34 protein-coding genes and 1 pseudogene are annotated in these 26,392 nt (G+C 38.8%); 21 read left to right on the forward strand and 14 right to left on the reverse strand.

The window, feature by feature from the left end; all coding sequences use genetic code 11:
* Window positions 1–205: 205 nt before the first annotated feature.
* Window positions 206–1,261 (reverse strand): helix-turn-helix transcriptional regulator, encoded by a 1,056-nt coding sequence (locus LS684_RS03585; protein ID WP_233810022.1) that lies wholly within the window; start codon window positions 1,259–1,261, stop codon window positions 206–208.
* A 176-nt stretch (window positions 1,262–1,437) separates the two neighbouring features.
* Here LS684_RS03585 and LS684_RS03590 point away from each other — a divergent pair, with 176 nt between their 5' ends.
* The 4 genes from LS684_RS03590 to LS684_RS03605 all read left to right on the forward strand — a co-directional run bounded on the left by LS684_RS03590 (window position 1,438) and on the right by LS684_RS03605 (window position 3,686).
* Entirely contained in the window at window positions 1,438–1,653 is a 216-nt protein-coding gene (locus LS684_RS03590; protein WP_233810024.1) for a P-loop NTPase family protein, read from the forward strand.
* Entirely contained in the window at window positions 1,634–2,305 is a 672-nt protein-coding gene (locus LS684_RS03595; protein ID WP_233810026.1) for a class I SAM-dependent methyltransferase, read from the forward strand. The genes LS684_RS03590 and LS684_RS03595 overlap by 20 nt, the downstream gene beginning before the upstream one ends.
* Window positions 2,299–2,502, forward strand: a complete 204-nt coding sequence (locus LS684_RS03600; RefSeq protein WP_233810028.1) for an NAD(P)-binding domain-containing protein — start codon at window positions 2,299–2,301, stop codon at window positions 2,500–2,502. Before LS684_RS03595 ends, LS684_RS03600 begins: the two co-directional genes overlap by 7 nt.
* Before the next feature lie 182 nt (window positions 2,503–2,684).
* Window positions 2,685–3,686, forward strand: coding sequence for a tRNA dihydrouridine synthase (locus LS684_RS03605; RefSeq protein ID WP_233810030.1), 1,002 nt, complete (start codon window positions 2,685–2,687; stop codon window positions 3,684–3,686).
* 48 nt (window positions 3,687–3,734) lie between these two features.
* Here the strand turns inward: LS684_RS03605 and LS684_RS03610 are convergent.
* Window positions 3,735–3,931, reverse strand: a pseudogene (locus LS684_RS03610) (IS3 family transposase); the annotation flags it as partial.
* Between the two features lie 180 nt (window positions 3,932–4,111).
* Between LS684_RS03610 and LS684_RS03615 the strand changes: the two are divergent.
* The 3 genes from LS684_RS03615 (at window position 4,112) to LS684_RS03625 (ending at window position 6,008) form a co-directional block, all read left to right on the forward strand.
* Complete coding sequence (locus LS684_RS03615) at window positions 4,112–4,363, forward strand: sigma factor (RefSeq protein ID WP_233810032.1); 252 nt, start codon at window positions 4,112–4,114, stop codon at window positions 4,361–4,363.
* A 132-nt stretch (window positions 4,364–4,495) separates the two neighbouring features.
* The gene (locus tag LS684_RS03620; RefSeq protein WP_233810034.1) at window positions 4,496–5,116 is read left to right on the forward strand and encodes an acetate uptake transporter; all 621 of its coding nucleotides are present in this window, start codon (window positions 4,496–4,498) and stop codon (window positions 5,114–5,116) included.
* A 178-nt stretch (window positions 5,117–5,294) separates the two neighbouring features.
* The gene (locus LS684_RS03625; RefSeq protein WP_233810036.1) at window positions 5,295–6,008 is read left to right on the forward strand and encodes an SAM-dependent methyltransferase; all 714 of its coding nucleotides are present in this window, start codon (window positions 5,295–5,297) and stop codon (window positions 6,006–6,008) included.
* 48 nt (window positions 6,009–6,056) lie between these two features.
* Here LS684_RS03625 and LS684_RS03630 read toward each other — a convergent pair whose 3' ends face one another.
* Window positions 6,057–6,773 carry a 3-ketoacyl-ACP reductase gene (locus LS684_RS03630; RefSeq protein WP_233810038.1) on the reverse strand — a complete coding sequence of 239 codons (717 nt, stop codon included), beginning with the start codon at window positions 6,771–6,773 and terminating at the stop codon, window positions 6,057–6,059.
* Window positions 6,774–7,037: 264 nt separating this feature from the next.
* On the opposite strand from LS684_RS03630, the gene LS684_RS03635 reads away from it, so the two are divergent.
* The gene (locus LS684_RS03635) at window positions 7,038–7,442 is read left to right on the forward strand and encodes a winged helix-turn-helix transcriptional regulator (protein WP_233810040.1); all 405 of its coding nucleotides are present in this window, start codon (window positions 7,038–7,040) and stop codon (window positions 7,440–7,442) included.
* A gap of 34 nt (window positions 7,443–7,476) precedes the next feature.
* Here the strand turns inward: LS684_RS03635 and LS684_RS03640 are convergent, their stop codons facing one another.
* Entirely contained in the window at window positions 7,477–8,244 is a 768-nt protein-coding gene (locus tag LS684_RS03640; protein ID WP_233810042.1) for a formate/nitrite transporter family protein, read from the reverse strand.
* 183 nt (window positions 8,245–8,427) lie between these two features.
* A complete protein-coding gene (locus tag LS684_RS03645; protein WP_233810044.1) occupies window positions 8,428–9,282 on the reverse strand; it encodes an SDR family oxidoreductase in 855 nt (284 codons plus the stop codon).
* A 230-nt stretch (window positions 9,283–9,512) separates the two neighbouring features.
* On the opposite strand from LS684_RS03645, the gene LS684_RS03650 reads away from it, so the two are divergent.
* Window positions 9,513–10,070 (forward strand): TetR/AcrR family transcriptional regulator, encoded by a 558-nt coding sequence (locus LS684_RS03650; protein WP_233810046.1) that lies wholly within the window; start codon window positions 9,513–9,515, stop codon window positions 10,068–10,070.
* Between the two features lie 108 nt (window positions 10,071–10,178).
* Here LS684_RS03650 and LS684_RS03655 read toward each other — a convergent pair whose 3' ends face one another.
* Together LS684_RS03655 and LS684_RS03660 are read right to left on the reverse strand one after the other, a co-directional pair.
* Window positions 10,179–11,378, reverse strand: a complete 1,200-nt coding sequence (locus LS684_RS03655) for a DUF4085 family protein (RefSeq protein WP_233810048.1) — start codon at window positions 11,376–11,378, stop codon at window positions 10,179–10,181.
* 50 nt (window positions 11,379–11,428) lie between these two features.
* Entirely contained in the window at window positions 11,429–11,686 is a 258-nt protein-coding gene (locus tag LS684_RS03660) for a hypothetical protein (protein ID WP_233810050.1), read from the reverse strand.
* Window positions 11,687–12,083: 397 nt separating this feature from the next.
* Here LS684_RS03660 and LS684_RS03665 point away from each other — a divergent pair, with 397 nt between their 5' ends.
* The 4 genes from LS684_RS03665 (at window position 12,084) to LS684_RS03680 (ending at window position 16,004) form a co-directional block, all read left to right on the forward strand.
* On the forward strand, window positions 12,084–12,446 hold the full coding sequence (locus tag LS684_RS03665; RefSeq protein ID WP_233810052.1) for a YybH family protein: 363 nt from the start codon (window positions 12,084–12,086) through the stop codon (window positions 12,444–12,446).
* 252 nt (window positions 12,447–12,698) lie between these two features.
* A complete protein-coding gene (locus LS684_RS03670; protein ID WP_233810055.1) occupies window positions 12,699–13,577 on the forward strand; it encodes an SDR family oxidoreductase in 879 nt (292 codons plus the stop codon).
* Between the two features lie 93 nt (window positions 13,578–13,670).
* Window positions 13,671–15,263, forward strand: coding sequence for an ATP-binding protein (locus LS684_RS03675; RefSeq protein WP_233810057.1), 1,593 nt, complete (start codon window positions 13,671–13,673; stop codon window positions 15,261–15,263).
* Between the two features lie 315 nt (window positions 15,264–15,578).
* Window positions 15,579–16,004 (forward strand): DUF1801 domain-containing protein, encoded by a 426-nt coding sequence (locus LS684_RS03680; RefSeq protein WP_233810059.1) that lies wholly within the window; start codon window positions 15,579–15,581, stop codon window positions 16,002–16,004.
* Window positions 16,005–16,072: 68 nt separating this feature from the next.
* On the opposite strand, the gene LS684_RS03685 is transcribed toward LS684_RS03680, so the two are convergent.
* The 4 genes from LS684_RS03685 to LS684_RS03700 all read right to left on the reverse strand — a co-directional run bounded on the left by LS684_RS03685 (window position 16,073) and on the right by LS684_RS03700 (window position 17,718).
* Entirely contained in the window at window positions 16,073–16,513 is a 441-nt protein-coding gene (locus LS684_RS03685; protein WP_233810061.1) for a hypothetical protein, read from the reverse strand.
* Window positions 16,514–16,519: 6 nt separating this feature from the next.
* Entirely contained in the window at window positions 16,520–16,873 is a 354-nt protein-coding gene (locus tag LS684_RS03690; protein WP_233810063.1) for an ASCH domain-containing protein, read from the reverse strand.
* A gap of 129 nt (window positions 16,874–17,002) precedes the next feature.
* Window positions 17,003–17,290 carry a YxcD family protein gene (locus LS684_RS03695; protein WP_233810065.1) on the reverse strand — a complete coding sequence of 96 codons (288 nt, stop codon included), beginning with the start codon at window positions 17,288–17,290 and terminating at the stop codon, window positions 17,003–17,005.
* Entirely contained in the window at window positions 17,275–17,718 is a 444-nt protein-coding gene (locus LS684_RS03700; protein ID WP_233810067.1) for a hypothetical protein, read from the reverse strand. Before LS684_RS03700 ends, LS684_RS03695 begins: the two co-directional genes overlap by 16 nt.
* 296 nt (window positions 17,719–18,014) lie before the next feature.
* On the opposite strand from LS684_RS03700, the gene LS684_RS03705 reads away from it, so the two are divergent.
* Window positions 18,015–18,395: a YbaN family protein gene (locus LS684_RS03705; RefSeq protein WP_233810069.1), complete on the forward strand. Its 381-nt coding sequence runs from the start codon at window positions 18,015–18,017 to the stop codon at window positions 18,393–18,395.
* 171 nt (window positions 18,396–18,566) lie between these two features.
* On the opposite strand, the gene LS684_RS03710 is transcribed toward LS684_RS03705, so the two are convergent.
* Entirely contained in the window at window positions 18,567–19,580 is a 1,014-nt protein-coding gene (locus tag LS684_RS03710; protein ID WP_233810071.1) for a PTS sugar transporter subunit IIC, read from the reverse strand.
* Between the two features lie 81 nt (window positions 19,581–19,661).
* Window positions 19,662–20,636 (reverse strand): L-lactate dehydrogenase, encoded by a 975-nt coding sequence (locus tag LS684_RS03715; protein WP_233810073.1) that lies wholly within the window; start codon window positions 20,634–20,636, stop codon window positions 19,662–19,664.
* A gap of 316 nt (window positions 20,637–20,952) precedes the next feature.
* On the opposite strand from LS684_RS03715, the gene LS684_RS03720 reads away from it, so the two are divergent.
* Window positions 20,953–21,411: a DUF3052 domain-containing protein gene (locus LS684_RS03720; RefSeq protein WP_233810074.1), complete on the forward strand. Its 459-nt coding sequence runs from the start codon at window positions 20,953–20,955 to the stop codon at window positions 21,409–21,411.
* A 59-nt stretch (window positions 21,412–21,470) separates the two neighbouring features.
* On the opposite strand, the gene LS684_RS03725 is transcribed toward LS684_RS03720, so the two are convergent.
* Window positions 21,471–22,148, reverse strand: coding sequence for an NAD(P)H-dependent oxidoreductase (locus LS684_RS03725; protein ID WP_233810076.1), 678 nt, complete (start codon window positions 22,146–22,148; stop codon window positions 21,471–21,473).
* A gap of 138 nt (window positions 22,149–22,286) precedes the next feature.
* Here LS684_RS03725 and LS684_RS03730 point away from each other — a divergent pair, with 138 nt between their 5' ends.
* The 6 genes from LS684_RS03730 (at window position 22,287) to LS684_RS03755 (ending at window position 26,385) form a co-directional block, all read left to right on the forward strand.
* Window positions 22,287–22,823 (forward strand): general stress protein, encoded by a 537-nt coding sequence (locus LS684_RS03730; RefSeq protein WP_233810078.1) that lies wholly within the window; start codon window positions 22,287–22,289, stop codon window positions 22,821–22,823.
* Complete coding sequence (locus tag LS684_RS03735) at window positions 22,820–23,083, forward strand: hypothetical protein (RefSeq protein ID WP_233810080.1); 264 nt, start codon at window positions 22,820–22,822, stop codon at window positions 23,081–23,083. Before LS684_RS03730 ends, LS684_RS03735 begins: the two co-directional genes overlap by 4 nt.
* Before the next feature lie 78 nt (window positions 23,084–23,161).
* Window positions 23,162–23,380 (forward strand): alpha/beta hydrolase family protein, encoded by a 219-nt coding sequence (locus LS684_RS03740; RefSeq protein ID WP_233810082.1) that lies wholly within the window; start codon window positions 23,162–23,164, stop codon window positions 23,378–23,380.
* A gap of 189 nt (window positions 23,381–23,569) precedes the next feature.
* Window positions 23,570–23,839 carry an alpha/beta hydrolase gene (locus tag LS684_RS03745; protein ID WP_233810084.1) on the forward strand — a complete coding sequence of 90 codons (270 nt, stop codon included), beginning with the start codon at window positions 23,570–23,572 and terminating at the stop codon, window positions 23,837–23,839.
* Between the two features lie 60 nt (window positions 23,840–23,899).
* Window positions 23,900–24,691 carry a TIGR00266 family protein gene (locus LS684_RS03750; RefSeq protein ID WP_233810086.1) on the forward strand — a complete coding sequence of 264 codons (792 nt, stop codon included), beginning with the start codon at window positions 23,900–23,902 and terminating at the stop codon, window positions 24,689–24,691.
* Between the two features lie 731 nt (window positions 24,692–25,422).
* Window positions 25,423–26,385: a VanW family protein gene (locus LS684_RS03755; protein WP_233810088.1), complete on the forward strand. Its 963-nt coding sequence runs from the start codon at window positions 25,423–25,425 to the stop codon at window positions 26,383–26,385.
* Window positions 26,386–26,392: the final 7 nt, after the last annotated feature.

Below are 26,392 nucleotides of genomic sequence, written 5' to 3' on the forward strand. Positions count from 1 at the left end.
ATAAATGGAAAAGGGGTTCTATGACTTCGAACATTCGTAAACATTTTTTGTAAATCAAAAAGAAGCATTCCGAAGTGAGAATGCTCTCCAAAGTACGAAATTTTTAATGTGTGAAAATCTTAAATACATAGTTTACATCGCTTCGTTGCCAAGGCTCTTAAGGCTTTCGCATTTTTACCCCTTTTTAAACTCATTTATTTATACTTTAATGATACTTACTGTAAAGCTTCCAAACTAATTCGTTGCGTGAAGAAACCCCTATTTTTTGAAAAATAACCTTGAAATGATCTTGTACTGTATAATAAGAAATATTGAGTTGATGCGCTATTTCCTTGGATAAAGACCCTTTTAAGCATTCTAGGACAACCTGTTGTTCCCGAAATGTTAACTGGTATGCTTCCATGAGATAAAAGAGCATATCTTTAGACGTTGCTCTGTTTAATGTGATGGCAATAGTATGATCCTTTGATTGATCTGTATATAGAAAAGTTGCTGAAGCCGTAATAAGCATATTTTCCGTTATTGGGATGAAAAACGGGGAGGAGTTTTCCCCTTTGACAAGTAATTTTGTACAGATGGCTTGCAAAGGTATTGGCAATGTTTCTTGGCTGTCAGAACCTTCAAGTTGCCATAATTGGTTGAGACACTGTAATCCTAAGTCATTCATTGATTGAATTTGAAGCTTATTTGTTAAAATGATAACTCCTGACTCTATCATTCTTCTGTCTTCAGTTTGGTCTAAAAGGGAGTGGTAATATGCTCTAAGTGCCTGCCCAGCAATTGCTGAAAGATTCTCTAACAATTGAACAGCTTCATCTGAAAAATAGGGCTGATTCTTTTTTCTGAATAATGTAAGAAAACCATAGCATTTACTTCGATCCATCAACGCTACACGTACTTCATCCGAAAAATGAAGAGGCTTTAATATTGTTTCATATCTCCTGCTTTTAACCTTTCCAAATGTATCACTTAATCTACCAACCTTTGAAGTGCAGACAATTAGATCTTCATATAGGTGTACATCATTCCCTAAATACTCACAAGTTAATAGTTTATGATGAATATCTTCCAGCGAGCTTTCTGTAACAGCTCCTACAGATGTAAGCGTATCTGGATTAATGACAGTGCAGCAATAAGCGTCGAATTCAATGACTTCTCTTAATTTATGTATCAAATCCTTTCGATACTGATAAGAATCTTTGTGTTTTTTTTGTAAAGTATCAGAAACATGCTTCCAGTACCGAGAAGTAACTTTATGCATATGATACCCCCTTGTTTATGGGATGGTTAATAAATGAAATAACTATACAATTGAGAATGATTATTGTTTCAAATTATAACAAGGAGATCTAAAAAAATGAAGAGACTTATAGAAATGGTATGAATATTTTTATTAATTAATGTTGTTGGGTTGGTAATCAATAGAAGATTGAATTAATGAAGTGGTTGAAGGTTGTACTTTACAATTATCAATCCACGGTACTGAAGGTTACGCATGACATTGAAGAAGCACTCGTTTTCAGTACACGAATTATTGTTTTAGGCGGTAGTCCTGTAACAATTATTGGAGAGTTTTCAATTAATGAAAAAAATGTAAAAAGTAACATAATCCAATTGATTAAGGGGCAAAAAGATGAGTACAAATTGGGATAGAAAAGATGCACTAGACTATCAACAGACTATTCGATATAAAATACCTGGTTATGATCTGATATATGAACAAATGGTAGCTATTATTAAGGCAACCAAAAAACCAGAGGACATCCTAGTTGTAGGAGCAGGAGGGGGGCAAGAACTTGTTACTCTTAGTACCGTATTTCCTAATGTTAGGTACACAGCATTAGATCCTTCTATACAAATGATCAATTTGGCTAAAGCGAGGCTCAGCAATCCGTCTTTACGAATAAATTGGTACGTAACAGAGTTACGAGAAGTGACTGAGCAGGTGAATTATGATGTAATCACTTGTCACTTAATGCTTCACTTTTTAAAAGAACAGAAAAATTTTATCAGAGATGTTAGTAATAGGTTAAAACCTGGTGGACTTTGCTTTATTTCTTCAATTATAGCTGAAGAAGAAAGTCAATCGACGAATCGTTTTTGGCAGCAGCATTTACGAAATAACAGAGTACCAAACGAAGCTATAGATCAGTTTCAATCATCGTTAGGGAAAACGACCCATCCCGTTTCAACTGAATTGCTACATCAATGGTTAAAAGAAGAAGATTTTTTTCAGGTTATACCCTATTTTAAGAGTTATTTTGTGGAAGCTTTTGTTGCAATTAAAGGAAATACGCCATGTTAAAAACGGTTTTGATTATAGGTGGATATGGAAAAGTAGGAGGAAGCATCGCTCAACAATTATATAGGAAAACATCGTTAAAAATCTATGTAGGTGGAAGAAGCTACGAAAAAGCAAATACATTTTGCGAAGAGTATTGTCCACAGGCACACATGGGTAAGGAAGAAGCGATCTTTATAGAGGGTACCGTAGCTAGATAATAATGCCTCAGCAAACTGCATGAATCTATATACTATTACTTGGAAGTCATGCTCTGTTATTATTATCCGTTTGATAAAAAGTGCTTTCACATGGTATAAGTGTAAGGGAAGCGGGAATGTTCTGCTGTTGAATGTTGGGATAAAGGTTTTCTTCTATCCCGTGATGAGAGGATTTGAATGGAATGACGAAAGAAAACTTTTGGCGTGATCTACCACGACCATTTTTTATATTAGCACCAATGGAAGAGGTTACGGATGTTGTTTTCCGACATGTGGTTAGTGAAGCGGCTAGACCGGATGTGTTTTTTACAGAGTTTACGAACAGTGATAGCTATTGCCATCCGGAGGGAATCAAGAGTGTACGTGGCCGTTTAACGTTTACGGAGGATGAACAACCGATTGTAGCTCATATTTGGGGGGATAAGCCTGAATATTTCCGGCAAATGAGCATTGGGATGGCGGAAATGGGCTTTAAAGGAATAGATATTAATATGGGATGCCCTGTACCGAATGTTGCCCGGCATGGAAAGGGAAGTGGCTTAATTCTTCGCCCAGATGTTGCAGCTGAATTAATTCAAGCGGCCAAAGCAGGAGGCTTGCCCGTAAGTGTAAAGACAAGACTTGGTTACACGCATGTTGATGAATGGCATGGTTGGCTGAGACATATTTTGGAACAGGATATTGCCAATCTTTCTATCCATTTGCGCACAAGAGAGGAAATGAGCAAAGTAGCTGCCCATTGGGAGCTGATTCCAGAGATCAAGAAGCTTCGAGATGATGTTGCACCGAATACTCTCTTGACGATTAATGGAGATATTCCTGACCGTCAAATGGGTATGGAGCTTGCTCTTCGATATGGTGTGGATGGTGTTATGATTGGACGAGGCATTTTCCATAATCCATTCGCTTTTGAAAAAGAGCCGAAAGATCATAGCAGTGAAGAATTGCTCGATCTCCTAAGACTGCATATGGATCTTCATGATAAATATTCAGAATTAGAGCTGCGACCATTTAAGGCGCTACATCGCTTCTTTAAGATTTACGTAAAAGGATTTTGGGGAGCAAGCGAATTAAGAAATCAACTAATGAACACAGAGTCAACAAATGAAGTTCGTGAATTACTTGATGTGTTTCAAGCAAAAAATCTTGATGGGAAAAATGTTCCCGCCCAAAGTGAAAGTTAAACAAAGCCTGACCTACAGTGATTGACCCAATAAAGTTAGACAAATATTTTAGGCTACATTTAGGACCTGAGTTCGGTATTTTACCGGACTTAGGTTTTTTAATTTTGCCTTTATTCGTTTGTGATTGTACTAGTGAATACAGACTTCTAATTCTTTTTCAAAAAGCCCAATATTATCCAACATCTGTAGATAACAAGTTCAGTCTTCAATAAGACAAAGGAATTTTCAATAACTGCATTATCCAAAGAGTGTAAAAATAGGAGGTTTGGAAGGCAAACTACGGGCTTATTCTAGATGGGATTTATTCGAAGATTGATAGGGTACAAATTTATTTGCTATGATCAATTTGGGAAAAATGGAAAAAATATCTGCGGGTTTTGCAACTTTTTATTAAACTGAAACGTGGATTGGTAAGGGGGAAAGCGGTGGAATTAGATAGGATATTCGAAGCATATGTAGATGATTTATACCGTTATTTGTATTCCCTTTCAAAAAATCACCATACGGCAGAGGATCTAGTCCAGGAAACGTTTTACCGAGCGTATCTACAGCTGCTAGAAGATGGCATCAGTAATATAAAACCGTGGTTGTTTAAAGTGGCCTATCATGCGTTTATCGATTTGACGAGGAAACAAACTCGGCTGATTATATCCAAAGCCTTAAGGTTTGGTGCCTGACCAATTAGCGGTCAGGCACTGTTTTATTTTGGTATGAAAAAATTTTTTTGTTAACGATTTCACATGTAGACAAAAGAATATATTTTTTGTAACCTTAGTAAGTTAAATGACCAAGGAGGAATTATACATCATATGAATATTCAGCAAAATCATACATCAGTAAAAGTGGTAACTGCTGATCCATCTGCATTAGGATTGTTTGGATTGGCGATGGTAACTCTTGTCGCATCATCACAAAAATTAGGAATAACAGAAGGAACGGCGTTAATTTTGCCATGGGCGATCTTTCTAGGCGGTCTGGCACAATTAATCGCAGCGATCCTAGATTCTAAGCATAATAATGTATTCGGAACGACAGCATTTGGAGCATTTGGTCTATTTTGGTTCGGTGTTGGGACAAGCTGGCTGATTCAATCAGGAGCATTCGGTGAAAGCTTACTAGCTATGGCAGATGCGAAACAGTTAGGTGTAGCTTTCGTAGGCTATCTAATCTTCAGCCTATTCATGACGGTCGGAGCTATGGGAACCCATAAGGTATTATTCTTTATCTTTGTGTTAATCGATTTCTTATTTATCGGATTGTCATTAAGCTCATTTGATATTATGTATGAGTTTTCTCATATGCTAGCGGCCATCTCAGAATTACTGATTGCGTTACTTTCATTCTATGGCTCCGCAGCGGCAGTTCTTAATGCGCACTATGGACAAATTGTATTACCAGTGGGCAAACCATTTGGTGTATTTAAAAATTAAAGCGGGACAGAGGGACGGGTTCATTGTCCCAGTTTGTATGGCTGACCCCAGGTACGGTGACACTTTTCCGTGCTTAGGGTCAGTTTTTTTGTGGGACGGGGGTCGTTGTCCTGCCAATCTTGGATAAACTATAATTAGTTGAGTGGACAATAAAATAAATCTGCTCAAGGAGATAGAAATGAGATATCTGAAATCAGAAACATATGATAAAAACTTTATAAATGAGAATATGATGGGTCCAAACAGTATGAAAATATTGGAGGAGTTGCTTGAGAATGTTTCATTAAAAAGTGGGATGCGTGTGTTAGATCTAGGCTGTGGCACCGGATTAACGTCAGTATTTTTAGCAAAAGAATATGGTGTCCAAGTTTTTGCAGTAGATCTATGGATTTCAGCAACTGAAAATGATAAACGTTTTAAGAGTATGGGGCTTGATCACACCATTATTCCAATACATGCGGATGCAAAGGCTCTTCCATTTCCTGAAAATTATTTTGATGCGGTGATAAGCATTGACGCCTATCATTACTTTGGCAACAATGATCAGTACTTTGATAAATACTTGTCCAAGTTTTTAAAAGAAGAGGCTATTGTTGCCATCGCTTTCCCAGGGATGAAGCACGAGATTCATGAAAATATTCCAGCGGATATGAAGCCGTATTGGCCGGAGGAAGCACTTGCCATGTGGCAATCGATTGAATGGTGGAAGAAAACCTTTGCCGTATCCGAATCCTTCTCTTTAACACAAATAAGCGAAATGGAAGGCTTTGATGAAGCATGGAAGGATTGGTTAGGAACAGAGAATCCATATGCGATTGAAGACCGAGCGATGGTCGCAGTTGATAATGGAAGGTTTATGAATTTAATTTCTGTTGTAGGAAAGAAAACGTAATATAAAAATTGCCTACCCGAGTACATAAGGGGTAGGCACTGTTTTTTTCTATGGGTTTGTTGACCACAGTCCAGCATGTTTTAACACTACTCGAGGATGAAGCTTGAGCTGTGCTACCATTAAGTCTGCTAGATCTTCTGCCTGCATCACTTTTTCAGGATTGCCGTCTGTTAGGTTTAATTCTACTGCCATATCTGTTGCAACTGTGCTTGGTGTTAACGTTGATACGCGAATGTCTTTCTTGCGTACTTCAAGCATTAATGATTCGCTCAGTCCGATAACGGCTGCTTTGGAAGCAGAATATGCGCTCGTAATTGGAGCTCCTTTTTGACCAGCAGTGGATGAAATATTAATAATATCCCCAGTGTTGCGCTCAAGCATTTCGGGTAATACGGCGCGAGTAGTGTAGTAGACACCTTTTACGTTGACATCGATAATATTTGTCCATTCTTCAGGTGTCAAATCCATAAACCCACCGAACTTTGAAATGCCTGCATTGTTTACTAAAATATCAATTGCACCAAGCTCTTTGCGAATGGATTCAACGGCTGTGGAAATTGAATCTAGCTCAGCGACGTTTGCTGAAGCAATTGCCACCTTCACGTCATATTGCTTAAGCTCCTCTGCTACAGCTTGTAAATTTTCAATCGTGCGACCTACAAGTCCTACGTGAATTCCTTCTTTTGCAAATGCAATAGCAGTCGCTCGTCCAATGCCACGTCCTGCTCCTGTGATTAATGCTACTTTTCCTGAGATTGCTTGCATGTTTTTCTCTCCTTTAATGAGCTAGATTTACTTTAGACGTATTCAAGTGTATTAAATATATATCGAATAATCAAAAGTGAGGTTGATCCTTACTTTTGGTGGTAAAATGAATAACGCTGTACATGTTCTTTTGTCTAAAATAGAGGAATAAGGGTCTTAGATGACTACCTTCATTCTACTTACAGTTTTCAACAATGTGAAGAATGCACTTTTTTGTGCGGAGGTTACCTAAAGGTAACTTATTATCCAAAAGGAGTTTACTTTATGTCTGACAAATTAAGAGAAGAAATAAAACAGAGAATAGTAAACAATGATTATCACTGTGAAAAAGAACTGACGTTATCCATTATTAGCGGAAAATGGAAGGTCGTTATTTTATGGCATTTAGGTGTAGAAGGACCACATCGTTTCAGTGAGCTTCAAAAGCTTTTTCCGAAAATATCTCATAAGATCTTAACAAACCAATTGCGTGAACTAATGGAAGATGGAATCGTTCATAGAGAGGTGTACCCAGTAGTTCCTCCAAAAGTCGAATATTCCATGACAGAACTAGGAATGACCCTATTGCCGATTGTAGAAATGATGTACGACTGGGGGAAAAAGCGAATCGAACAGATCAAAGAAGGAGAGACAGGGGGAGGGACAGGGGGACGGGTTCCTCGTCCCTAATACGAGGGAAAAGAGACGAGACCCCCTCGGTCCTTCATTTTCTCAGGTAAGCGATCCAGTAGGTTCCAGCAACAAATAAGGTGCCGCCGACTGTATTTCCGAGTAACACAGGCACAAAGTTTTGGACGTATTCAATCCATGTGAAGTGACCTGCAAAAATCGCAGCAGGGATAATAAACATATTTGCGACGACGTGTTGGAAGCCGATCGCAACGAAAGCCATCGTTGGAAACCAGATACCTAACACTTTTCCAACGATATCTTTCGCACCGTAACTAAGCCAAACGGCTGATGCAACTAGCCAATTACAGCCTATGCCAGATACAAAAGCCTGCACAAAGTTCGCCTCTAGCTTGTGTTCAGCAACGTCAATTGTTTTCGTTAAATAGGAACCTGTTTCTGTCAGACCAACAATATGCCCAAAAAAGTAAGCGACAAATAAGGCACCAAAAAAATTGGTAGTTGTAATAATAAGTAGATTTAGCAAAACCTGTCGAGTATTTATAATTTTAACCATACGGGAAAGAGGAACAGCCATCATATTTCCAGTCACAAGCTCTCCACCAGCAATTAGAGTTAAAATTAGTCCGACAGGGAATAAAGCTGCTCCAACAAAATTAGAAAAGCTTCCCCACTCTGCGGGCATACTGGCAGTTACGCGGATATATAATAGAAAACCTAATGCAATGAAGGCTCCTGCCTGAAATCCTAGAATACTAGATTCTAGTACGGGTAAATTGACTTTTTTCTTGCCTGATGTGACGGTGTAATTGGCAATTTCTTGCGGACTATAAAAGCCCATTCAAATCATATCCCTTCAAAAGTTTGTGAAGTATTACACAAAAAATTATACACCTTCTTTAACATTATAGAAGTGAACATTTGTTGACTTTGAAGAGTTAAGGAGAGGGGACAAGTGGGGACAAGGGGACGAGTTCCTTATCCCAGTGATAATGAGACGGTGAACCAGCCCCCTTGGACTTGCTTACTTTATTAGTTGAGCTACTGCTTCTTGCTGTAATTTCCCTGTAGGGTCTGCTTGTGTTTTTAACTGTGTGAAACGTTCAGACCATTCGGATGTTCTCATACGTACTGGGGGCTCCTCCATTTCAATTGAGGTTAAAATGACATTTGCCACTTCTTCAGAGGTTTGGTAGATTCCATCAGCTGATCGATTTTGAGCTCCACCAATATATTTTTCTAATAACGGCTTGTATTCGTCATCGATCATACCGCCGCCCGTTTGAAATTGTGACAGGGCGTTATTGGCAAATTCAGATTGAATGCCACCGGGTTCGATAGCAGTAAACTTAATGTTAAAATGTGGTTGGACATAGCTCGCAAGTGATTCGGTATACCCTTCTACAGCGAATTTCGCTGCACAGTAAAATTCATTAAATGGTTGGCCAACGAGCCCTCCAACAGACGTAATATTTATGATATGTCCGCTTCGTTGTTCTCTCATGCTAGGCAATACCGCTTTGGTCGTACGGATGACCCCCATTAAGTTCAGATCAAATTGCCACATGATTTCTTCTTCTGAAGCTTGTTCCGTTGTACGGATAAAACCAGCTCCAGCATTGTTTACCAAAATATCTATTTTACCTTCTACATCTAAAATTTCCTGTACACATTTATTTACACTTTCGCTAATTGTTACATCTAATTCTTTAATGAATAGTTCGAGGTTTTTTGCTTGTGCTGCTTCTAGTAAACGGTCTTTTTTCGCCAGATTTCTCATCGTAGCATAAACTTTATATCCCTTTTCAGCTAATAAAAGTGAAGCCTCGTATCCTAAACCAGTTGACGCACCTGTAATTAATACCACTTTTTGCATCATTCTTTCTCCTTTCAATAGTTCGTTGGATTCCTAATAGAGTAAACACTCTATTTTGAATATATAGATTAGATGAAAGAAAGTCAATATTTATGTTAATCGCTAGATTTTTAAACGATTACTATTTATAGCTGTTATTTTCGTTTATAATCAGTTAAAATTCTGCTAAATGAGAGAAAATAATGGAGGAATAATTAGAGTGAATACTCTAGTTGTATAAAAAGGAGATATAGATGAATAAAAGAGAGATGATTATCAACAAGTCACTTGAAGTCTTTGTAGAATTTGGATTTCATGGAGCACCGATCACAAAGCTTATAAAATCGGCTGGAGTTTCGAATGGTACGTTTTTTTACTATTTTAAAACGAAAGAGGATTTAATCACTGCTATATATGTTGCCACGAAAGAAGAACTTTATGATGTGTTAGGAATAGAGATTGAGCAAGTTGTATCACTTAAGAAGAGCATTCGAGAGCTTTGGATGAAGTGGGTGATTTGGGGAAGCGAACATGAACAAAAATTTAAGTTTCTAGAATTATTTTCCAATTCTCCTTACGTTCATCAATTAAACAAGGAAGAGATGAAAAACAATTTCACGTTTGTGCAACAGCTACTACGCAAGGGGATTGAAGAAGAAGTCATTGTGTCAATGGATATCCGGTTATTAAGCGAATTGATCTACAGCAGTATTCGAGGAACCATTCTCTTTAACCAGCGAAATGGAATGTTATCTGAAGTAGAAATGGAGTCCGTCTTTAATCTCATGTGGAAAAGCATTGTGAATTTTTGAGGGTCGAGGGGTCGGGTACCATGTCCCCCTCCTGGGTTGAGGTGGGCCGAGGGACCGGGTACTATGTCCCAACTTGTCCCATACCCTAAAAAGGCAGGGGGCCAGGCACTACTGTCCCTGGAATTTCTCCATGATTTCCTCTGATAAAATTCCTTCTTGATAGAAGTGTTTTACATATACATATAGCATCATTTCATTTTCTTCTGTTACTTCAATTTTTTCTAGTATTTGATGGATAATATCTGCATGCTCTTTCGGATTTGTATAGAGTGTATTCCATGCACGAACTTGTAGTTCTGGCTGTTTACTAAGTGCCGCTGTTAGAAGATTTTCTTTTGGTACAGGTTCATTCAAGTGAGCATAGGGATCTTCGTATTGATCGCTGTATATAAACCAAATGGGGTGATAATCTTCGTAGCTGTATGAGTAGCTTTTTTCATCTATGGTCACTATTGTTTCATTCGCTTTAATTTCAGCGCTTCCATTTTCAAGTTGAATCGGATTTGAAAGCTTCTCAATTGCTCCTATTGAATCAGGGGTAATAAACCAGTAACGGTGATTTAAATTTAACCGAGACAGGTAGTCTTCGAGAGAAGTGTCTTGAAGTTTTGCTTCATCTGTTAAAATCGTGAAAGCCTTTGGCCGAAAAAAATATGTAGCTTCTAAGTTTTTCATGGAAATGGTCCATTCAGTTTCTGGACTTTCAAAGAGTATTCGGAATGAAAATCCCTCTTTTGCTTTTTGCAATTCGTAGTAAATAATGTACTGTCCAAATTGCAAAGGACTATCCGTATTTTCGCCTGTGACTTGCTGAAAGATAAAATGAACGTAGGATATAGTTGAAAATCCTCCATCTGTATTAATGTAGAGGTGGAGTGTGTCGCCATCGCGTTCAATCCGTTCAATTGATGAGTCATGCAAGCTTTGTGAAAATATATCTTGAACTGGAGAAGATAAGTGGGTGATGGCCATCATTGTTTGGTTATGTGCTGCATCTAGTACATCTCCAAACTCTCTCTCAGATTCTTTTAACCATTGTATATATTCTTCTCGAACATCTTTTGGCAAAGTCGGCTGGTTCAATGTTCCATCCTCTAAGAAGGGAACAATCTTGCTAGGTAAGATAGGACGTAGCCCCTCTTTAGCCTTATCTAGTTCTTCTCTTAAAATAGAAATTAGGTCTTCGCCTTCTTCCTTTGCGCTTATTAATGCTCGTTCCCAATCTTCATCTGATTCATGTATGGGTAATAGGTGGGTAGTAAGAAACCGTTCTTTTTTTTCTTTCGTTAAATTCCAGATATTAATCACCTCGAGTAAATAAAGAAAGAGCAGCTCTTTCTGCTCTTCCTGAAATAGACTTAATAGTTATCTTTCTCAAAATCGATTAATTGCTGCTGTAAGCCTTGCAATTGCTTTCGCTGAGAATGAGGAAAGCCATCTACATTTGTTTTTACAGCGCACATGGAGCAGGAGCAATGAATTTTCCCCTTAGCAAATATTCCATTAAATTTCACATGATAATATAAAAATTCTGCTAGCCTGACTCTGCGCTGAATCACCTTACTTCTGTGATATCGATAATAAGAACGATTTCGATTTTTTTTATGCATCTTCATTTGATGCCATCACACTCCTTGGGAAAAGATCCAGCCTGTAATCGTCTCCCAAAGAATGACTTAGACAATCACAGGCTAGGTATGATGGCAGTTAAAAAAATCAATAAGGTCAAGACAATCACCTCTTCCTATAGTATACAAAAAAAGAGGGAGAAGCGTTAATTATGACGTTCTTGATGATAAAAAACCTCTTCAATGTCAGAGAATGCATTGGCGCCGTATAAAAAAAAGAGTTCCGTTGAAATTCAGTTAGACGAAACCTGGATGTTCTTAGTTTTAAAAAGTGGGACAGTGAACCCGTCCCCATGGTCCGCCCCGCCTATGGTTCGAGAAGGTATGTCTCCATCTCTTGTAGAATATAAAATACAAAGTCTATTCTATGAGGGAGTGATGGCGAATGGATATTCTAGACCGGTATATGAAGGCTACGAACACACATAATTTTGATGAAGTGAAAAAGCTATTGCATCCGAATGCGATTTTCTTTTTCAGCAATAAAACATGTAAAAACCATGACGAGATTAAAGTTTACTTTGAGCGAGCTTGGGAGTTTGTAAAGGAAGAAAATTATGAAGCTCATGATGTGGAGTGGTTATTTATTTCAAGCACCTCCCTGACCTGTACGTATACGTATTTTTATGAAGGGTATGTAAATGGCGAGTATACAAGCGGGAGAGGGAGGGCCACTAATGTATTTGTTAAAGAGTTCGATGAATGGCTTCTCGTTCACGAGCATTTAAGCCCACTTCCTAATGGGTAACTCCGTAAGATGTCTCTAGAACCTCTACGACTGTATCTTAAACAGTTTCTAATATTCACCCTTTAGCATATACATCACCATGAGGCACTCACACTCGTTGCTAATCCGTATTCTCTCTCTTCCTATGCTTTCTAACTAGAACCTCTGAATTGTATTCAGATAGATGGTGTGAGAACTGTTTTTTTTGCCATCTCATCTAGATATGAACCTGTCCCCCTGGTCCACTCACCATAATTTCAAGGAGTTGATTTGATGAAACATGTATTGGTGGCTGGTGCCACTGGCTATTTAGGGCGTTATGTCGTCAAGGCTTTAAAGAAGGAAGGCTACTCTGTCGCGGTTCTTGTCCGAAATGCAGAAAAATTAAAGAGGGTGGGAAACTATTTAGATCCCGCAATTTATGAGGATGTAGATGAAGTGAGAATAGGAGAAATAACTGACCCTGAATCTCTAATCAACATATGCGAAGGAGTTGATTATGTCTTCTCTTCAGTAGGAATTACGAGACAGAAGGATGGTTTGACTTTCCAAGATGTTGATTATCAAGGGAACCTCAATTTATTAAGAGAAGCGGAAAAAAGTAGCGTAGAAAAATTCATGTTCATCCATGTCTTTCAAGGAGATAAATGGGAGGGGCCAATTACAGAAGCGAAGGAGCAATTCGCACAAGAGCTAATAAACTCTTCTGTACAGCATCTCATCATTCGACCAACAGGCTTTTTTTCCGACTTAACGGAAATCTTACATATGGCTGAAAGGGGAAGGGCCTTCTTAGTTGGAGATGGGAGCAAGCAGTTAAATCCCATTCACGGAGCTGACTTGGCTTCCTATTGTGTATCCGTTTTTAATAAATCGAATCAAATATACGATATTGGAGGACCAGAGACCTATACGCATAGGCAACTAGTGGAAATAGCTTTTGAAGTCGCCAAAAAAAGTCCAAAAACTATGCGTCTGCCAGCCTTTCTATTTATTCCCATTCTTCAAACGCTTAAGATAGTAAACAAACATCAATACGGAATTTTGAAGTTATTTTATAATGGAATGACATCAGATGTAGTTGCTCCAAGTTATGGTGAAAAATGGCTGAAGGATTATTACCTTCAATACGAAATGCAGAATAAACAATGATCTTTACTACCATGATTCTTCAATATACTTTTATCGTTATCTCGATTACAATATGTACATATTAAAATCCGTTGATAACTGAGAGGCTTAATTATGATAGATACACTAGATCAATTGATTATGGATTCTCATAATAGATGTATCCAAACATACCAGATGGATCCGAATGAATTAAAAATACCAAGCGTTTGCATCACGCAAAATATGCAGACGCTTAGAAAAAATACCCTTGGTTCCCTGTTAACTATTTCAAGGAAATTCATGACGAAGTTTATAGAGGACCTTAAGGGAATCCCCGTTTTGGTCGTTATTACTGACCATGATGGCTATATATTAGAAATGTACGGAGATGAAATGATTAAGGGACAAATCAATTCATTGGGGCTATCGATTGGGGTGCGCTTAATTGAAGAAGAGGTCGGAACGAATGGGATTGCACTTGCCTTAAATATAAAAAAGCCTGTTCAATTGATAGGGGACGATCACTTTCACACTCATCTACATGAAAGTGCTTGCTTTTCAGTACCTTTCCAATATGGTGGACAAATGGGTGGAACAATCTCAATGATGATTGCAGCTAGCAATGCGAGCTCCTTTCAATTAGGGCTTTTAAGCACCGCAGTTGATTCAATTGAGAGAGAGGTCCAGATGCAACTGCAAAATGAGAAACTCTTAATGTTGAATCAAGTCATAATTGAGAATAGTAAGAATGGAATTGTAATTACGAACGAAAGCGGACAAATTGTGGAAATAAATCCGTTAGCAGAGCAAATATTAGGTTATCAGAAGCATGAAATGAAGGGACGTTCAATTCACGAAAATGAGATGGTTGGTTGCTATATGGAGCAGGTGCTTTCAGGGAACCGTCGATTTGAAGACATCGAGATTAGTCAAGCAGAACAAATTCTACTTTTTGATGCCTTCCCTATTTTTGATGAGGATCAACAGCTAATAGGAGCCTTTGGTCAATTTAGGGATATTACAGACCGCTTATTGTTAGAAAAGAAAGTGCTAGAAAATGAGAAAATGTCAGCAGTTGGGAAGATTAGTGCTGGATTAGCGCACGAAATTAGAAATCCACTAACTTCCATCATGGGTCTTCTAAAGCTTGTTGAAAGAAACTTACACTCCACACACCAAGATCAGCAACCATACTTTAGAATTATGAATACGGAATTAGAGCGGATTAATCACCTCGTAAACCAATTTGTATTATTGGCTAAGCCAGAACGAGAAGGCCTAAAGAAGGCAGCTGTAAATATCAACGAGCTCGTAGAGGATATTGTAACATTATTTAGGAATCAACTTTCTGATAAGAAAATCACGATCGATTTTTCTACTTCTTTTAAAAGAGAAATTCAGCTTGATGGAGATAAGACGAAGCAGGTACTTCTTAATATTATCCAAAATTCCATCGATGCGATCTTTTATGAAGGGCATATCACCATTTCAATTGAGGCTGATCTGCAAAATAACGGCCTTGAAATCGTAATTGGTGATAATGGACTAGGCATGGATTCTGAAACGGTTGAAAAGCTCTTTACTCCATTTTACTCAACGAAAGAAAATGGACTCGGATTAGGTATGGCGTTAAGCTCAGCCATCGTCCAATTGCACAAAGGAAGAATTGACGTAAGCAGTGAAAAAGGGAGAGGAACTATCTTCACTGTTTGGTTGCCTTTATGAGCCACTCTCCTCACTCCCTTAAACAAGTACTTCTTTGGTAAATTTTAGCGAAAAAGTTTTTATTTGTTTATTTCATCTGATTAGCGTGCATATTTACTTTACGCCAACGGCTAATCTACATTGTGAGGGTTATGTTCTGTTCAGAAATTACTTGATTGAATCGTTCAGATCTAACAAGTGTCAAAATTTTTTACACATTTATCAGAGGTTTGAAAAATTTGAATGACAAACCTTTCTTACAAATTTTCATAAAGGAACAATGCCATTCATGTAGAATGGTTAATAGTAAAAAAGAACGAAAGGAAGGAACAAGCTATGGCGTACGAGCTAAAGACAAAGGAAAATGATCGAAGCGTTCTCGAGTTTATTGAAAATGTTCAGAGTCCAAAGAAGCGAGAGGATGCATACAAGTTGTTAGATATTTTCACAGAAGCTACAGGATATCAGGCAAAGATGTGGGGTCCAAGTATTATTGGCTTCGGGAAGTATCATTATAAGTATGAGACTGGACATGAGGGAGATGCTCCATTAGTTGGTTTCTCGCCTCGTAAAGCAAAGATTAGTCTCTACTTTGCAACAGGAGATTCTAATCGTGATGAAGTTTTAGCACGCTTTGGAAAGCATACCTCTGGAAAAGCATGTGTCTACATTAATAAAGTTGCGGATATTGATGTAGAAGTCTTGAAGGAAATGATTCATCAATCAGTGAAATTCCTTACAGACCTATATCCGAGTGAATAGAAAAACGCTAGGGGCAGCGCAACCTCTAGCGTTTATTGCTTTTCTAAGCGAGTTGATGCTGTTTCTTCTTACCACAGTGGTGGTTTGACGACCATGAACCAAAGCATGGCGCTTAGCAAGAGGAGATAGGTCCATATCGTTCGTCTAAGCTTTGCCACTAATCCTTCTCGGTCGTAGCTCGGATCTTGAAACTTCCTTAGTATAGGTGAAAAGGCGCGAGCTAGAAAGAATAAGGAGGCAAACATAATGATTAAAGTCATCACAATCCAAGGCGTTTGCCATGTCCATGGCCCAAGGATGACGAGTAAGACCCCAGATCCAACTAGTACATGCCCTGAATGCTTCGATAATTGAACGGTAAAGCGAAAAGTGTCTAGATAGGCTTCCAGTTCATTTCCCTTAGCGGCAAGCAGCTTTTTTAAAAGTGGAAATAATACAAAGAAAGGGCCGATTGATACGATGACACTTAGCACATGAATGTAGATTAAAATTCTGTATGAGTATTCCATCGACTATTAATCATTCAAAAGGGCAAATTCATGCACCCAAACTCTCATCTGTGGAAGCCAAGGCATTCCCGGATGGTAAGAGAGGATGGTTTCTTTGTATTCATCTACCGTTGTAAAGCCTTCATCCTTTGCATGTTCATCGGTTAGTTCTCCAAGAGACTGAGAATAGACCCGATGAACCTTGAATTTCTTTCCTTCTAATTCCATGACCTCGCCAATATCAGCATATCTACCATTTCGTCGAGTAGCGGTTTTCTTACCTTCAAGCACTTTTTGAACATCTTCAGGCACAGTTACTAATCGATCAATAGAACATGTTTTTGGAGGCAATGCTTCATTCTTCTTTTCTAAGTCATTCATGATAGAAAACTCTCCTTTACTATATGTATCAATCTAAATTTATCATATTCATCGAAGAAATAGAAATGGCTGAAAGCAAGCTCCATATAAAAACCGAAGCAGTTCGTCTGCTTCGGTGAGTAAATAGAGTTAATTAATATGGGCAATAATTCCTTCTTCATCGTCTAACACAAGTTTGATTCCAGAATATGGATCGCGGTGGAGGTATTCTTCCAACCATAGGCGGAGAGCTTCGATAATATTTTGCATGATCAGGATTTGCTGACGACCATCTACGTAGACTTCCGCCGAAAAGCCATAATCATCATCGTACATTAATTCTACTTCCACATCCTCGGGAGTTACCTGCTTTTTGCGAGCAACATACACACACAAGGCATTAATAATATCTTGTTCAGGAATCATGAATTTTTCCATGAGTTTGCTTCTTCCCTCTTTTTCTTAATTAACTGATACACTTTACGGATAATGGAGATTAAGAAAACAACGGCAAGCACGTTAACCATTAATCCTAAAATGGAACCGAGTAAGCCCATATTGGCAAACAGACTACCGAAAAGCAATCCAGCTAGTCCACCGAGCATTAGTCCCTTCATTAGACCAGATGGCTTGAATCCTTTTGCTGTAGATGTAGAGGACTTGCTTGTTACATTTGAGTTTTGCTTATCCTTTTGGATATTTGTCGTAGTGCCTGAGTTACTGTTATTGTTGTTGACATTGAAGCTTTTCTTTCCTGACTTATATTTTTTGGCTTCAACTGTTACGGGTTGATCTTGAAATACAACATTACCTACTGGTGAAAAAACTAAAGCTGCAGTTAGAAAAAATGCAAAAAACTTCTTCATATGTGTTGACCTCCATGGTTTCATTTTTTTTACGCATCGGAAAGGGAAGTGAGCCCGTAAAAAAACCTTTACCGCTTTATCGGTAAAGGTTGAAAAGTGCACACATAACCCTTTACCAATTTGGCAAAGGTCTCGCAAACAACGTTAGTTGCCAGTTAGGCCGGTGATGGATTATCACGTAATGACGACATAACTGTTAGCTACTCCCCTTTGGAGTATAGTAAAATAACTATACATCTATCATAATATGCTCGTAGCTTGCCGTCAATATGTTAAGTAGTGGGAAGGAAATTATCATGAGAAATCTATTAAAAGGACTTTATATTGTAGCCGGGTTTTTGAGCCTGGGTCTTGGGATAATCGGAATCATCTTGCCGGTTGTTCCAACAACACCTTTATTATTGCTCGCTTCCTTTTGTTTTGTAAAAGGGTCTGAAAGATTCGAGGTTTGGTTTAAAGGAACAAAAGTGTATAAAAAGCATTTAGAGAACTTTGTAAACAATCGAAGCATGACACTTAAAGAAAAGCTGACGATATCATCCTTTGCAGATCTGATGATTCTTATTGCTTTTCTTCTAACCGATAAACTAATCGTTAGGTTTATTCTCGTTGTCATCGTTCTATACAAATATTATTATTTTATTTTTAAAATCAAGACGATTAAAGGGGGAAAATAAACAAAAAATCAGCCGGACCTAGGAGAAACATAGACAGAGCTTGAGGGGGGAGCTCGATCGGTTTCTGCTATAGGCGGCTGACTTTTTAATAATCACGGTCATACTCATTAACGCAATGGTCAGCTAGAATGAATCGGGGGGACGGCAATTCTAGCCTGTATAGACCTAGACTTAATTCGGTAATCTTAAGTCGTTTTCTTTAATTTTGCCAGTTTTCTTCAGAAGGTAGTAAATACCATATGAGATAGATGCTGGTACGAGAATATATGTGATCAACATTGCTGGGAAGATAAAGCCGAAATCATATGTTGTTAAGAGCTGTAATGGTGCAACAAAGGAACTTAACCCCATTCCGGCAATTTCTTTTCCTGCTTCAATTTTAAAGATAAGTGCTGACATTGGGCCGGCAATGGCACTGGCGATCAGTGTCGGCAAGAGAATATACGGGTTCTTCGTAATGTTAGGGAGCTGTACCTTAGGTGTACAAACACCTTGAGCTAATACACCACCAAGCTGATTTTCTCTCCAAGAGATTATTGAGAATCCAATGAAATGGGCTGCGCATCCTGCTAGAGCAGCTCCGCCGGCAATTCCACTTAGATCTAAAGCCATCGCTAACGCTACAGATGATGCTGGTGAGATGAGGAATAGTCCCCATACCATCGCTAGAATTATAGATGCTAGAAGTGGATTTCCAGCTGTTGATTCTTTAATCACGGCTCCAACACTATTCAAGATCGGTGCAATTACAGTAGATAACCAAAGTCCAGCAAAGCCAGCTACTAAAATCGTTGCTAGTGGGATGAGCATCATATCAAGTGGTGTTTTTCCACTGATTCTTTTCCCAATAAATGTAGCGATTGTAGCAGTTAGCAAGGCACCAATTGGTTCACCTGCTTTAATTAACACGCCTGCTTCAGTAATCGATAATGCGCCTGCACCAACAGCTGCTGCAATCATAGCTGAGAAAATAACGAGTGCATTTGCTCCCAGCATTAGGGCAATTCCTGCACCGACTGCTGGGGCCATTAAGCTGATTGAAATCGTCCCAATTTGTACAAGTTCTTCTATTCCAAAGCTTGTTCCAATATTTTTAATTAAAAGTCCAATTCCTAGTGTAACGAATATCCCTTGAGCAATCCCTGTGGATGCTTTAAAAATACGAGGCATAACATACTCTTTCATATAGAGCGCCTTCTTTCTTTTAATAAGAATGTTGTTTGATCGTATGGTATGGGAGGTTGGCTAAAGTCCTGATTTGCCCTTTTAAACCAATTCTAAAGCTTTTTTCTCATAGCCGATGCTTGCCATATAGTCTCTTAATACGTTAGTAGAATGTGCAAATTTTTCCTGTTCCGCTTCCGTTAAGTGTAGTTCTACTACTTCCTTTAATCCTTGGCGTGTAATAATAGCTGGTACACCAGTACAAAGGTCTGTTTCCCCATACTCTCCATCTAACACACAGGATAGAGCGATGATTTTGTGGTCATCATTTAAGATAGATTTAGTGATGAAGGCAATCGCATTACCTATTCCATAATAAGTTGTTCCTTTACGCTTTAGAATTTCAAAGCCTACCTTCTTCACATCTTCAACCATTTGATCTAAGTCGATATGACCTAGCTTGTCTTTTTGCTCTTCGATAATTTGCAGAAGTGGCTTCCCACCAACAGTTACATGTGACCAAGCGGCAAATTGTGAATCCCCATGCTCACCCATTGTATAGCCGTAGATACTTCTAGGATCTACATCAAGAATCTCAGATAAGTAAGTTTTCAATCTACTAGAATCAAGAGATGTACCTGTTCCGATAACTTGGTTTCTTGGAAGGCCAGAGAGCTTCCATACATGATATGTCATAATATCAACTGGATTTGAAGCAATTAAGAAAATTCCATTAAACCCACTTGCCATAATTTGTGGAATGATGTCCGCCATAATTTTAGCGCCAATTCCAATTGTGTCTAATCTTGTTTGCCCTGGTTTTGGTGGCGGGCCAGCTGTAATAACGACAATATCTACATCTCCAAGCTCCTGATAAGTAGCTGTATGAACTTTTGTGCGAGAGTTTGTAAAGTCGATGCAATGGGAAAGATCAAGGCACTCTCCAACAGCTCGTTCTGTATTAATATCAATCATTAATAATTCATCACAAATGCCTTGGTTTAATATGGAGTAGGCAGCACTAGAACCAACTAATCCTGTTCCTATAATCGCAACTTTTCTAATGTTTTGTTGCATCTTCGTCATCTCCTTAAGATGTAAAAAATAATTGTGAAACATTTCACATTTTATTATAAAAAAATAATTTATTAGAGCTAATATTCTCTTTGTGAACTATTTCACAACTTAATTATAGTTCGAATAATTATCTTGTACAATAGTAGAAAGCGATTACATTATGTATAATAATTGACGAAAAAATGGATGAAAAGTGGCTGTAATTTTATTTATTAAAATTTTCTTAAAATATTAAAATAGGGAGGGAAATACGGAGGTGGGCAATCATTTTAAAAACATGTAAAATAGAGGGAGATCGAAGAAAGGGATGAGTTAATTGCAAGAATTGAACCCTATTTTAAAGAAATTGCAATATAAAGAAGCAGGGCAAGCTGTTCTAATAATGAATGCCCCAAGTGCATATCATGAGGTGATGTCTTCATTTAAAGGGGAAGTTCATCAAGAACCTTCATTAGAAGGCTATTCATTTGTACAAGTATTTGGCGTATCAAATGAAGAGCTCCAAACAAAAGCTCAAAAAGCAGAACCCTTTATGAATGAAGATGGCCTTCTGTGGATTTGTTATCCCAAAAAATCCTCTAAAACCTATAAAGGGTCTGACTGTAGCCGTGAAAGTGTGGCAGAAGTGCTTGCTAGCAGAGGATATGAACCTGTAAGACAGGTAGCCATCGATGAAGATTGGTCAGCTCTACGTTTTAGGAAGGTCGAGCATATTAAAACAATGACTCGTAAATCGGCCGTAACAGAAAAAGGGAAGAAGCGAATTGAACAATAAAGAAGGAAGAGACGATGTGCTCTTCCTTCTTTATTAAATAATATTTGAGTGGCAACTCCTTATTCAATCCATTTAATAATATCTTCAGCAGGACGGCGAGTCTTCTCTTTCGGTTCTTTCGCTCGATACCCAAACGCAACCATTACAGAAATATGAAAGCTTCCATCTTCAAGCAATCCCTCTTCAGCTAGCAGTTGATTCATTTTTTCGTAGGAGAACCCTTCAATCGGGCAAGAATCAATCCCGATTATGGCTGCAGAGGTCATCATATTAGCTAATGCAATATACGTTTGCTTGGACGCCCAGTCATGTAGTCTGCGGTCATTTTCGAGTAATTGAAAATCCACCTTTTGGAATTCTTCAATTCTCTGAAGATAATTGGCTTTAAAATCGGCTGGGAGCTTTTTGAAATTCGTGAAATGATCTTCTAAGTAAGCTGAGTCATACGTTGTATCTTTTTTCGATCGAGCTAAGATAATAACAAAATGACTGGCATCAGGGAGCTTCCCGTATGCACCCCATGCAGTGTGTTTTATTTTCTCACGAAGAGCTGAATTCTGAATGACTAGAAATCTCCAAGGCTCAAAGCCAAAGGAGCTTGGGGATAGCCGGCCGGTTTCTAGAATAAATTCCATATCCTCATGGGCAACCTTCTTCTTTGGATCAAATTCCTTTGTCGCATGTCGATTGAGAAATGCTTCTAACACCTCTTGCTTACGTTGCTTATGATCTTCCACCTTTTTCACTCCTTAATCGTAGATAGTATAAACATAACACATCAAGGGAGGAAAAATCAGCCAAAACACTAATGGTATATTTTAAATATTCAAAAAAATAAATGGTAAAATAAAAGAATATCATAATAGGAGAATACGATGAGAGAACAGTTATTAAGACGATTTGCCTATCTGTATTCAGGGGAGTGTTTCTCTCTCTTTAGTTTTGCTATATTAAGCTATCTAGTACATATTGCTTTTTCAGAACTACAATTATATTCATTGCTCTCTTTTTGGTCCTCGTTTTTTCTGTTGGAATTTATTTTAGTACAGGGGACATTGTATTGGTATTCGAAGTGGAAACGACTGAAGAAAGGAAAAGATGCACGTGCACCGATGCATGTTCTAAAACGATTGAAAGCGGTAGAGAAACTTAATATTGCTTTAATTCTCTTTTCTCCAATCGGTATGATGATAGATATCCTTTATAAGTACCCGGATCTACCGGTAAATGGGCTAGTTCTTACAGCTGGCATTTATTTATTTGGGATACTAGAATATATTAATTATTTTCATATCCAGCTTTCATATGATCAACGAACAGATCTCAAGTACTTATTTAAATGGAAAAGATTTAAAAAAGCATGCTTAAAGAAGGAATTTGAGAATATGGGGTCAAGGGGGAAAGGAGCTTGAAGAGCAAGTGGATCAAAATCCTTATTGGAATTGTCGCACTTATTATGGTCGTTCTAGTGGCTGGTGGGAACTACTTTTACAATGTAGCCATTTGTCGAAGCCATGAGGCTGTGGAGCTGCATGGCGGGAATGATGCCGTTACAACAAGCGTCATGATCGAGGAAGAAAGGCAAAAGAAACTAGAAGAAGTGCTAAAGTGGACTGAGAATCAGCTATTTGAAAAAGTAGATATTACTTCTAAAGATGGCCTTAAGCTTTAAGGTCTTTACTTACTCAATCCAGAATCAAATGGCAAAGCTGTGATTATTGCTCATGGCTATAAGGGGAATAAGAAGTAAATGCCTGGCATTACAAAGTACTATTATGAGATGGGCTTTGATATATTAAAGCCAGATGCCCGTGGCCATGGAGAAAGTGAAGGAGAATATATTGGCTATGGATGGCATGATCGTACTGATTATCAAGGATGGATCGACTTTTTAATAAAAGAGAAAAAAGAGAGTAAAAATATTTTTGCATGGGTTTTCTATGGGCGCATCAACTGTTGTTATGACTAGCGGGAAAAGCTTCCATCAGAAGGAAAAGGAGTCATTGCGGATAGCGGCTACACGTCTGTGAATAAAGTGCTGTCCCATCAATTAAAATATCTCTATCGCTTACCAGCCTTTCCAATTATGCAAGTGACAAGTGTAGTTACTCAAATACAGGCAGGATATTCCTTCACTTAGACCTCTGCAGTTGAACAGGTGAAAAAGACAACCCTACCGATTTTTTTCATTCATGGCGATCAAGATGAACTTGTTCCAACAGAAATGGTCCACCGCCTGTATGAGGCAGCAGGAGGACAGAAAGAAATCTGGATTGTAAAGGGAGCTGGTCATACGGAGGGCTATACAGTGGCTGAAGAGGAGTATCAGAAGAGATTACATGCGTTTTTAAAGGAAAATTTGAAAGTGTGGAGTAAACTTCCCCTATTGAAAAAGGGGAAAAAAAGTTTCTGGCGAATAATTAAATGAAACTATGTGGAAAGTATTTCGTATACGAGATAGTAGGAAAAAGATGTAGGAGGCGAAAAGATGAATAATCATGAGATAGATTATAAGATTTATGGAGATGATATGCAATTTGTGGAGGTAGAGCTTGATCCACAAGAAACGGTAGTAGCTGAGGCCGGAAGTTTAATGATGATGGAAGATCAAATCGATATGGAAACTATTTTTGGAGATGGGTCTAGTAGTGGTGGTGGAATGATGGGCAAGCTATTTGGTGCAGGTAAGCGAATGCTTACAGGCGAGAGCTTATTCATGACAACCTTTACAAATAAAGGTACCGGGAAAAAGCATGTATCCTTTGCTTCCCCATATCCAGGAAAAATCATTCCGATGGATCTAAGTGAGCTTGGCGGAAAAATTATTTGTCAAAAAGACGCATTTCTAGCCGCTGCTAAAGGCGTTTCAGTTGGCGTAGAGTTTCAGCGCAAAATTGGCGCTGGCTTCTTCGGCGGAGAGGGCTTTATCATGCAGAAGCTTGAAGGAGACGGAATGGCCTTCGTTCATGCAGGTGGTACGATCCATCAAAAGGTATTAGCACCTGGAGAAGTTCTTCGCGTCGATACGGGCTGTCTCGTTGCCATGACCAGTGACGTCGATTACAATATCGAAATGGTTAAGGGTGTGAAAACAGCTTTATTTGGTGGTGAAGGTCTATTCTTTGCTACATTACGTGGACCAGGTACGGTCTGGATTCAATCCCTTCCATTTAGCCGACTAGCTAGTCGAGTGTTTGCTGCTGCCCCTCAAGGAGGCGGTGCCGACAAAGGTGAAGGTAGTATGCTTGGTGGTATTTTTAGAATGCTCGATGGGGATTAATCCCGTCCATTTGGAAGCTGCCTGCTCAGTTCTTGCTGGGTGGGCAGCTTTTTTTTTGTGCGTGGTCGTTGTATTTAGGAGCTGTAGTGTGTGCTTGGGGTTAGAATGTGAGTTAGGACCTAGAATTGAGGTTGGGGTCAAAGTAGCTGACTTTGTGACGAAGTCTGGTTCATGCCGCAAAGAGTTTGGTTTACGCCACGAAGAGTTTGGCTCTTGCCACGAAATTTGACCTGAGCCAAAAAGTGAGCGAACGCTCCTATTATGAGCGTTCGCTCACAGATACCCAAAAATCGCTCACTTTTCAGCTATTTCGCTCCTAATCGACTAGGTTTCGCTCGCGTTCGACCAATTATCGCTCGGACAAGGCGGATTTTCGCTCCTTTTACAGCTTTCCAGAGTAAAAAAACTTCTTTAATTACGGTTTTTACCGAAAAGATCAACAATCAAATTATTGTTTAAAGAGATAAGCTGGCTTTCTGAAGAAGACTGGCTCATGCAACCAAATTTGCCCTGAGCCAAAAAGGGAGCAAACGCTCCCTTTTACGAGCATTTGCCCGCAGACACCTAAAATTCGTTCCCTTTTAGCAGATCACTCCCCTCCAACTGGTCCATCTATTGAAATAATCAGCTACTAAACAGGGCTAGAGGCCGCATATAGATAAGCTGGCTTGAATAGCATGTAAGAGACATAGATTGGAAAATATCTAGAAAAAAGTTGGGGGACTTGAAAAATGTTTAAGCAATTGGTGTCTATTTGCTTGTTTGCTAGTTTGGTTTGGTTAGTAGGTTGTTCTGACAAAGCATCAAAGGAAACAGGGAATGCGAGCGAAATGGAGGAGAATATACAAACACATGCGGTTAGCAAGCATGAGGTAGCTGAAAAGGAGCTCCCAGTTGTTGTGAAAGTTGTAGACCCGAGCACGCAGGAGGTGATTCGCGAGATTGTACCGAAGGAAATGGATTATTACAATCAGCCTGAAATGTTTCAGATGGAAATCGAACAGTGGGCACGCGAGTTAGCAAGAGGAGACGGAAACCAGAGGGGCTATGATCAAAGGATGGTCCTTGATAAAATAGATCAAGCAGGACAAATTAGAAAAGGTCAGCCGAAGATTATTCTTGAGGAGACAGAGCTTGTTGAAAGAATTATGGAAGCCTCGCAAAATGGTGGAGTCGTTGAACTTCCTGTTTATGTGACCGAAAGTGGCTATGACCCTGAAGAAGTACCGGCTCTAGACGATCTAATTCTTGCCAGCTATACGACGTATTTTGACCCGGTGGTAGCGGGAAGAACGACTAATATTCAGCTGTCTGCTAATTCGATTAACAATACAATTATTGGCGTAGAAGATATTTTTTCGTTTAATACAACGATTGGACCAAGTGATGCCGCACATGGCTATCAGCCAGCGAAGGAAATTGTGAACAAAAAACTTGTTGATGGCATAGGAGGAGGAATCTGCCAGACTTCTTCTACTCTATTCAATGCAATTGACCAAGTGGGAGTTAGCTATATTGAAAGGCATCATCATTCACTCGGTGTGGGGTATGTACCTAAAGGGAGAGATGCTACGGTTTCGTGGGGAGGAGTCGACTTCCAATTTCAGAATACGACAGGAGTTCCCTTCCTGTTAAAAGCATACACAAATGGAGGATCTATTACGGTTGAAGTCAGATCCAAACGCCCGTTATAAATCGAAA

The organism is Cytobacillus spongiae (genome assembly GCF_021390075.1).

Coding starts and splice junctions, on each gene's coding strand:
- LS684_RS03585 (WP_233810022.1), bottom strand. CDS start 1,261: ATGCATAAAGTTACTTCTCGGTACTGGAAGCATGTTTCTGATACTTTA.
- LS684_RS03590 (WP_233810024.1), top strand. CDS start 1,438: ATGAAGTGGTTGAAGGTTGTACTTTACAATTATCAATCCACGGTACTG.
- LS684_RS03595 (WP_233810026.1), top strand. CDS start 1,634: ATGAGTACAAATTGGGATAGAAAAGATGCACTAGACTATCAACAGACT.
- LS684_RS03600 (WP_233810028.1), top strand. CDS start 2,299: ATGTTAAAAACGGTTTTGATTATAGGTGGATATGGAAAAGTAGGAGGA.
- LS684_RS03605 (WP_233810030.1), top strand. CDS start 2,685: ATGACGAAAGAAAACTTTTGGCGTGATCTACCACGACCATTTTTTATA.
- LS684_RS03620 (WP_233810034.1), top strand. CDS start 4,496: ATGAATATTCAGCAAAATCATACATCAGTAAAAGTGGTAACTGCTGAT.
- LS684_RS03625 (WP_233810036.1), top strand. CDS start 5,295: ATGAGATATCTGAAATCAGAAACATATGATAAAAACTTTATAAATGAG.
- LS684_RS03630 (WP_233810038.1), bottom strand. CDS start 6,773: ATGCAAGCAATCTCAGGAAAAGTAGCATTAATCACAGGAGCAGGACGT.
- LS684_RS03635 (WP_233810040.1), top strand. CDS start 7,038: ATGTCTGACAAATTAAGAGAAGAAATAAAACAGAGAATAGTAAACAAT.
- LS684_RS03640 (WP_233810042.1), bottom strand. CDS start 8,244: ATGGGCTTTTATAGTCCGCAAGAAATTGCCAATTACACCGTCACATCA.
- LS684_RS03645 (WP_233810044.1), bottom strand. CDS start 9,282: ATGATGCAAAAAGTGGTATTAATTACAGGTGCGTCAACTGGTTTAGGA.
- LS684_RS03650 (WP_233810046.1), top strand. CDS start 9,513: ATGAATAAAAGAGAGATGATTATCAACAAGTCACTTGAAGTCTTTGTA.
- LS684_RS03660 (WP_233810050.1), bottom strand. CDS start 11,686: ATGAAGATGCATAAAAAAAATCGAAATCGTTCTTATTATCGATATCAC.
- LS684_RS03665 (WP_233810052.1), top strand. CDS start 12,084: ATGGATATTCTAGACCGGTATATGAAGGCTACGAACACACATAATTTT.
- LS684_RS03670 (WP_233810055.1), top strand. CDS start 12,699: ATGAAACATGTATTGGTGGCTGGTGCCACTGGCTATTTAGGGCGTTAT.
- LS684_RS03675 (WP_233810057.1), top strand. CDS start 13,671: ATGATAGATACACTAGATCAATTGATTATGGATTCTCATAATAGATGT.
- LS684_RS03680 (WP_233810059.1), top strand. CDS start 15,579: ATGGCGTACGAGCTAAAGACAAAGGAAAATGATCGAAGCGTTCTCGAG.
- LS684_RS03685 (WP_233810061.1), bottom strand. CDS start 16,513: ATGGAATACTCATACAGAATTTTAATCTACATTCATGTGCTAAGTGTC.
- LS684_RS03690 (WP_233810063.1), bottom strand. CDS start 16,873: ATGAATGACTTAGAAAAGAAGAATGAAGCATTGCCTCCAAAAACATGT.
- LS684_RS03695 (WP_233810065.1), bottom strand. CDS start 17,290: ATGGAAAAATTCATGATTCCTGAACAAGATATTATTAATGCCTTGTGT.
- LS684_RS03700 (WP_233810067.1), bottom strand. CDS start 17,718: ATGAAGAAGTTTTTTGCATTTTTTCTAACTGCAGCTTTAGTTTTTTCA.
- LS684_RS03705 (WP_233810069.1), top strand. CDS start 18,015: ATGAGAAATCTATTAAAAGGACTTTATATTGTAGCCGGGTTTTTGAGC.
- LS684_RS03710 (WP_233810071.1), bottom strand. CDS start 19,580: ATGAAAGAGTATGTTATGCCTCGTATTTTTAAAGCATCCACAGGGATT.
- LS684_RS03715 (WP_233810073.1), bottom strand. CDS start 20,636: ATGCAACAAAACATTAGAAAAGTTGCGATTATAGGAACAGGATTAGTT.
- LS684_RS03730 (WP_233810078.1), top strand. CDS start 22,287: ATGAGAGAACAGTTATTAAGACGATTTGCCTATCTGTATTCAGGGGAG.
- LS684_RS03740 (WP_233810082.1), top strand. CDS start 23,162: ATGCCTGGCATTACAAAGTACTATTATGAGATGGGCTTTGATATATTA.
- LS684_RS03750 (WP_233810086.1), top strand. CDS start 23,900: ATGAATAATCATGAGATAGATTATAAGATTTATGGAGATGATATGCAA.
- LS684_RS03755 (WP_233810088.1), top strand. CDS start 25,423: ATGTTTAAGCAATTGGTGTCTATTTGCTTGTTTGCTAGTTTGGTTTGG.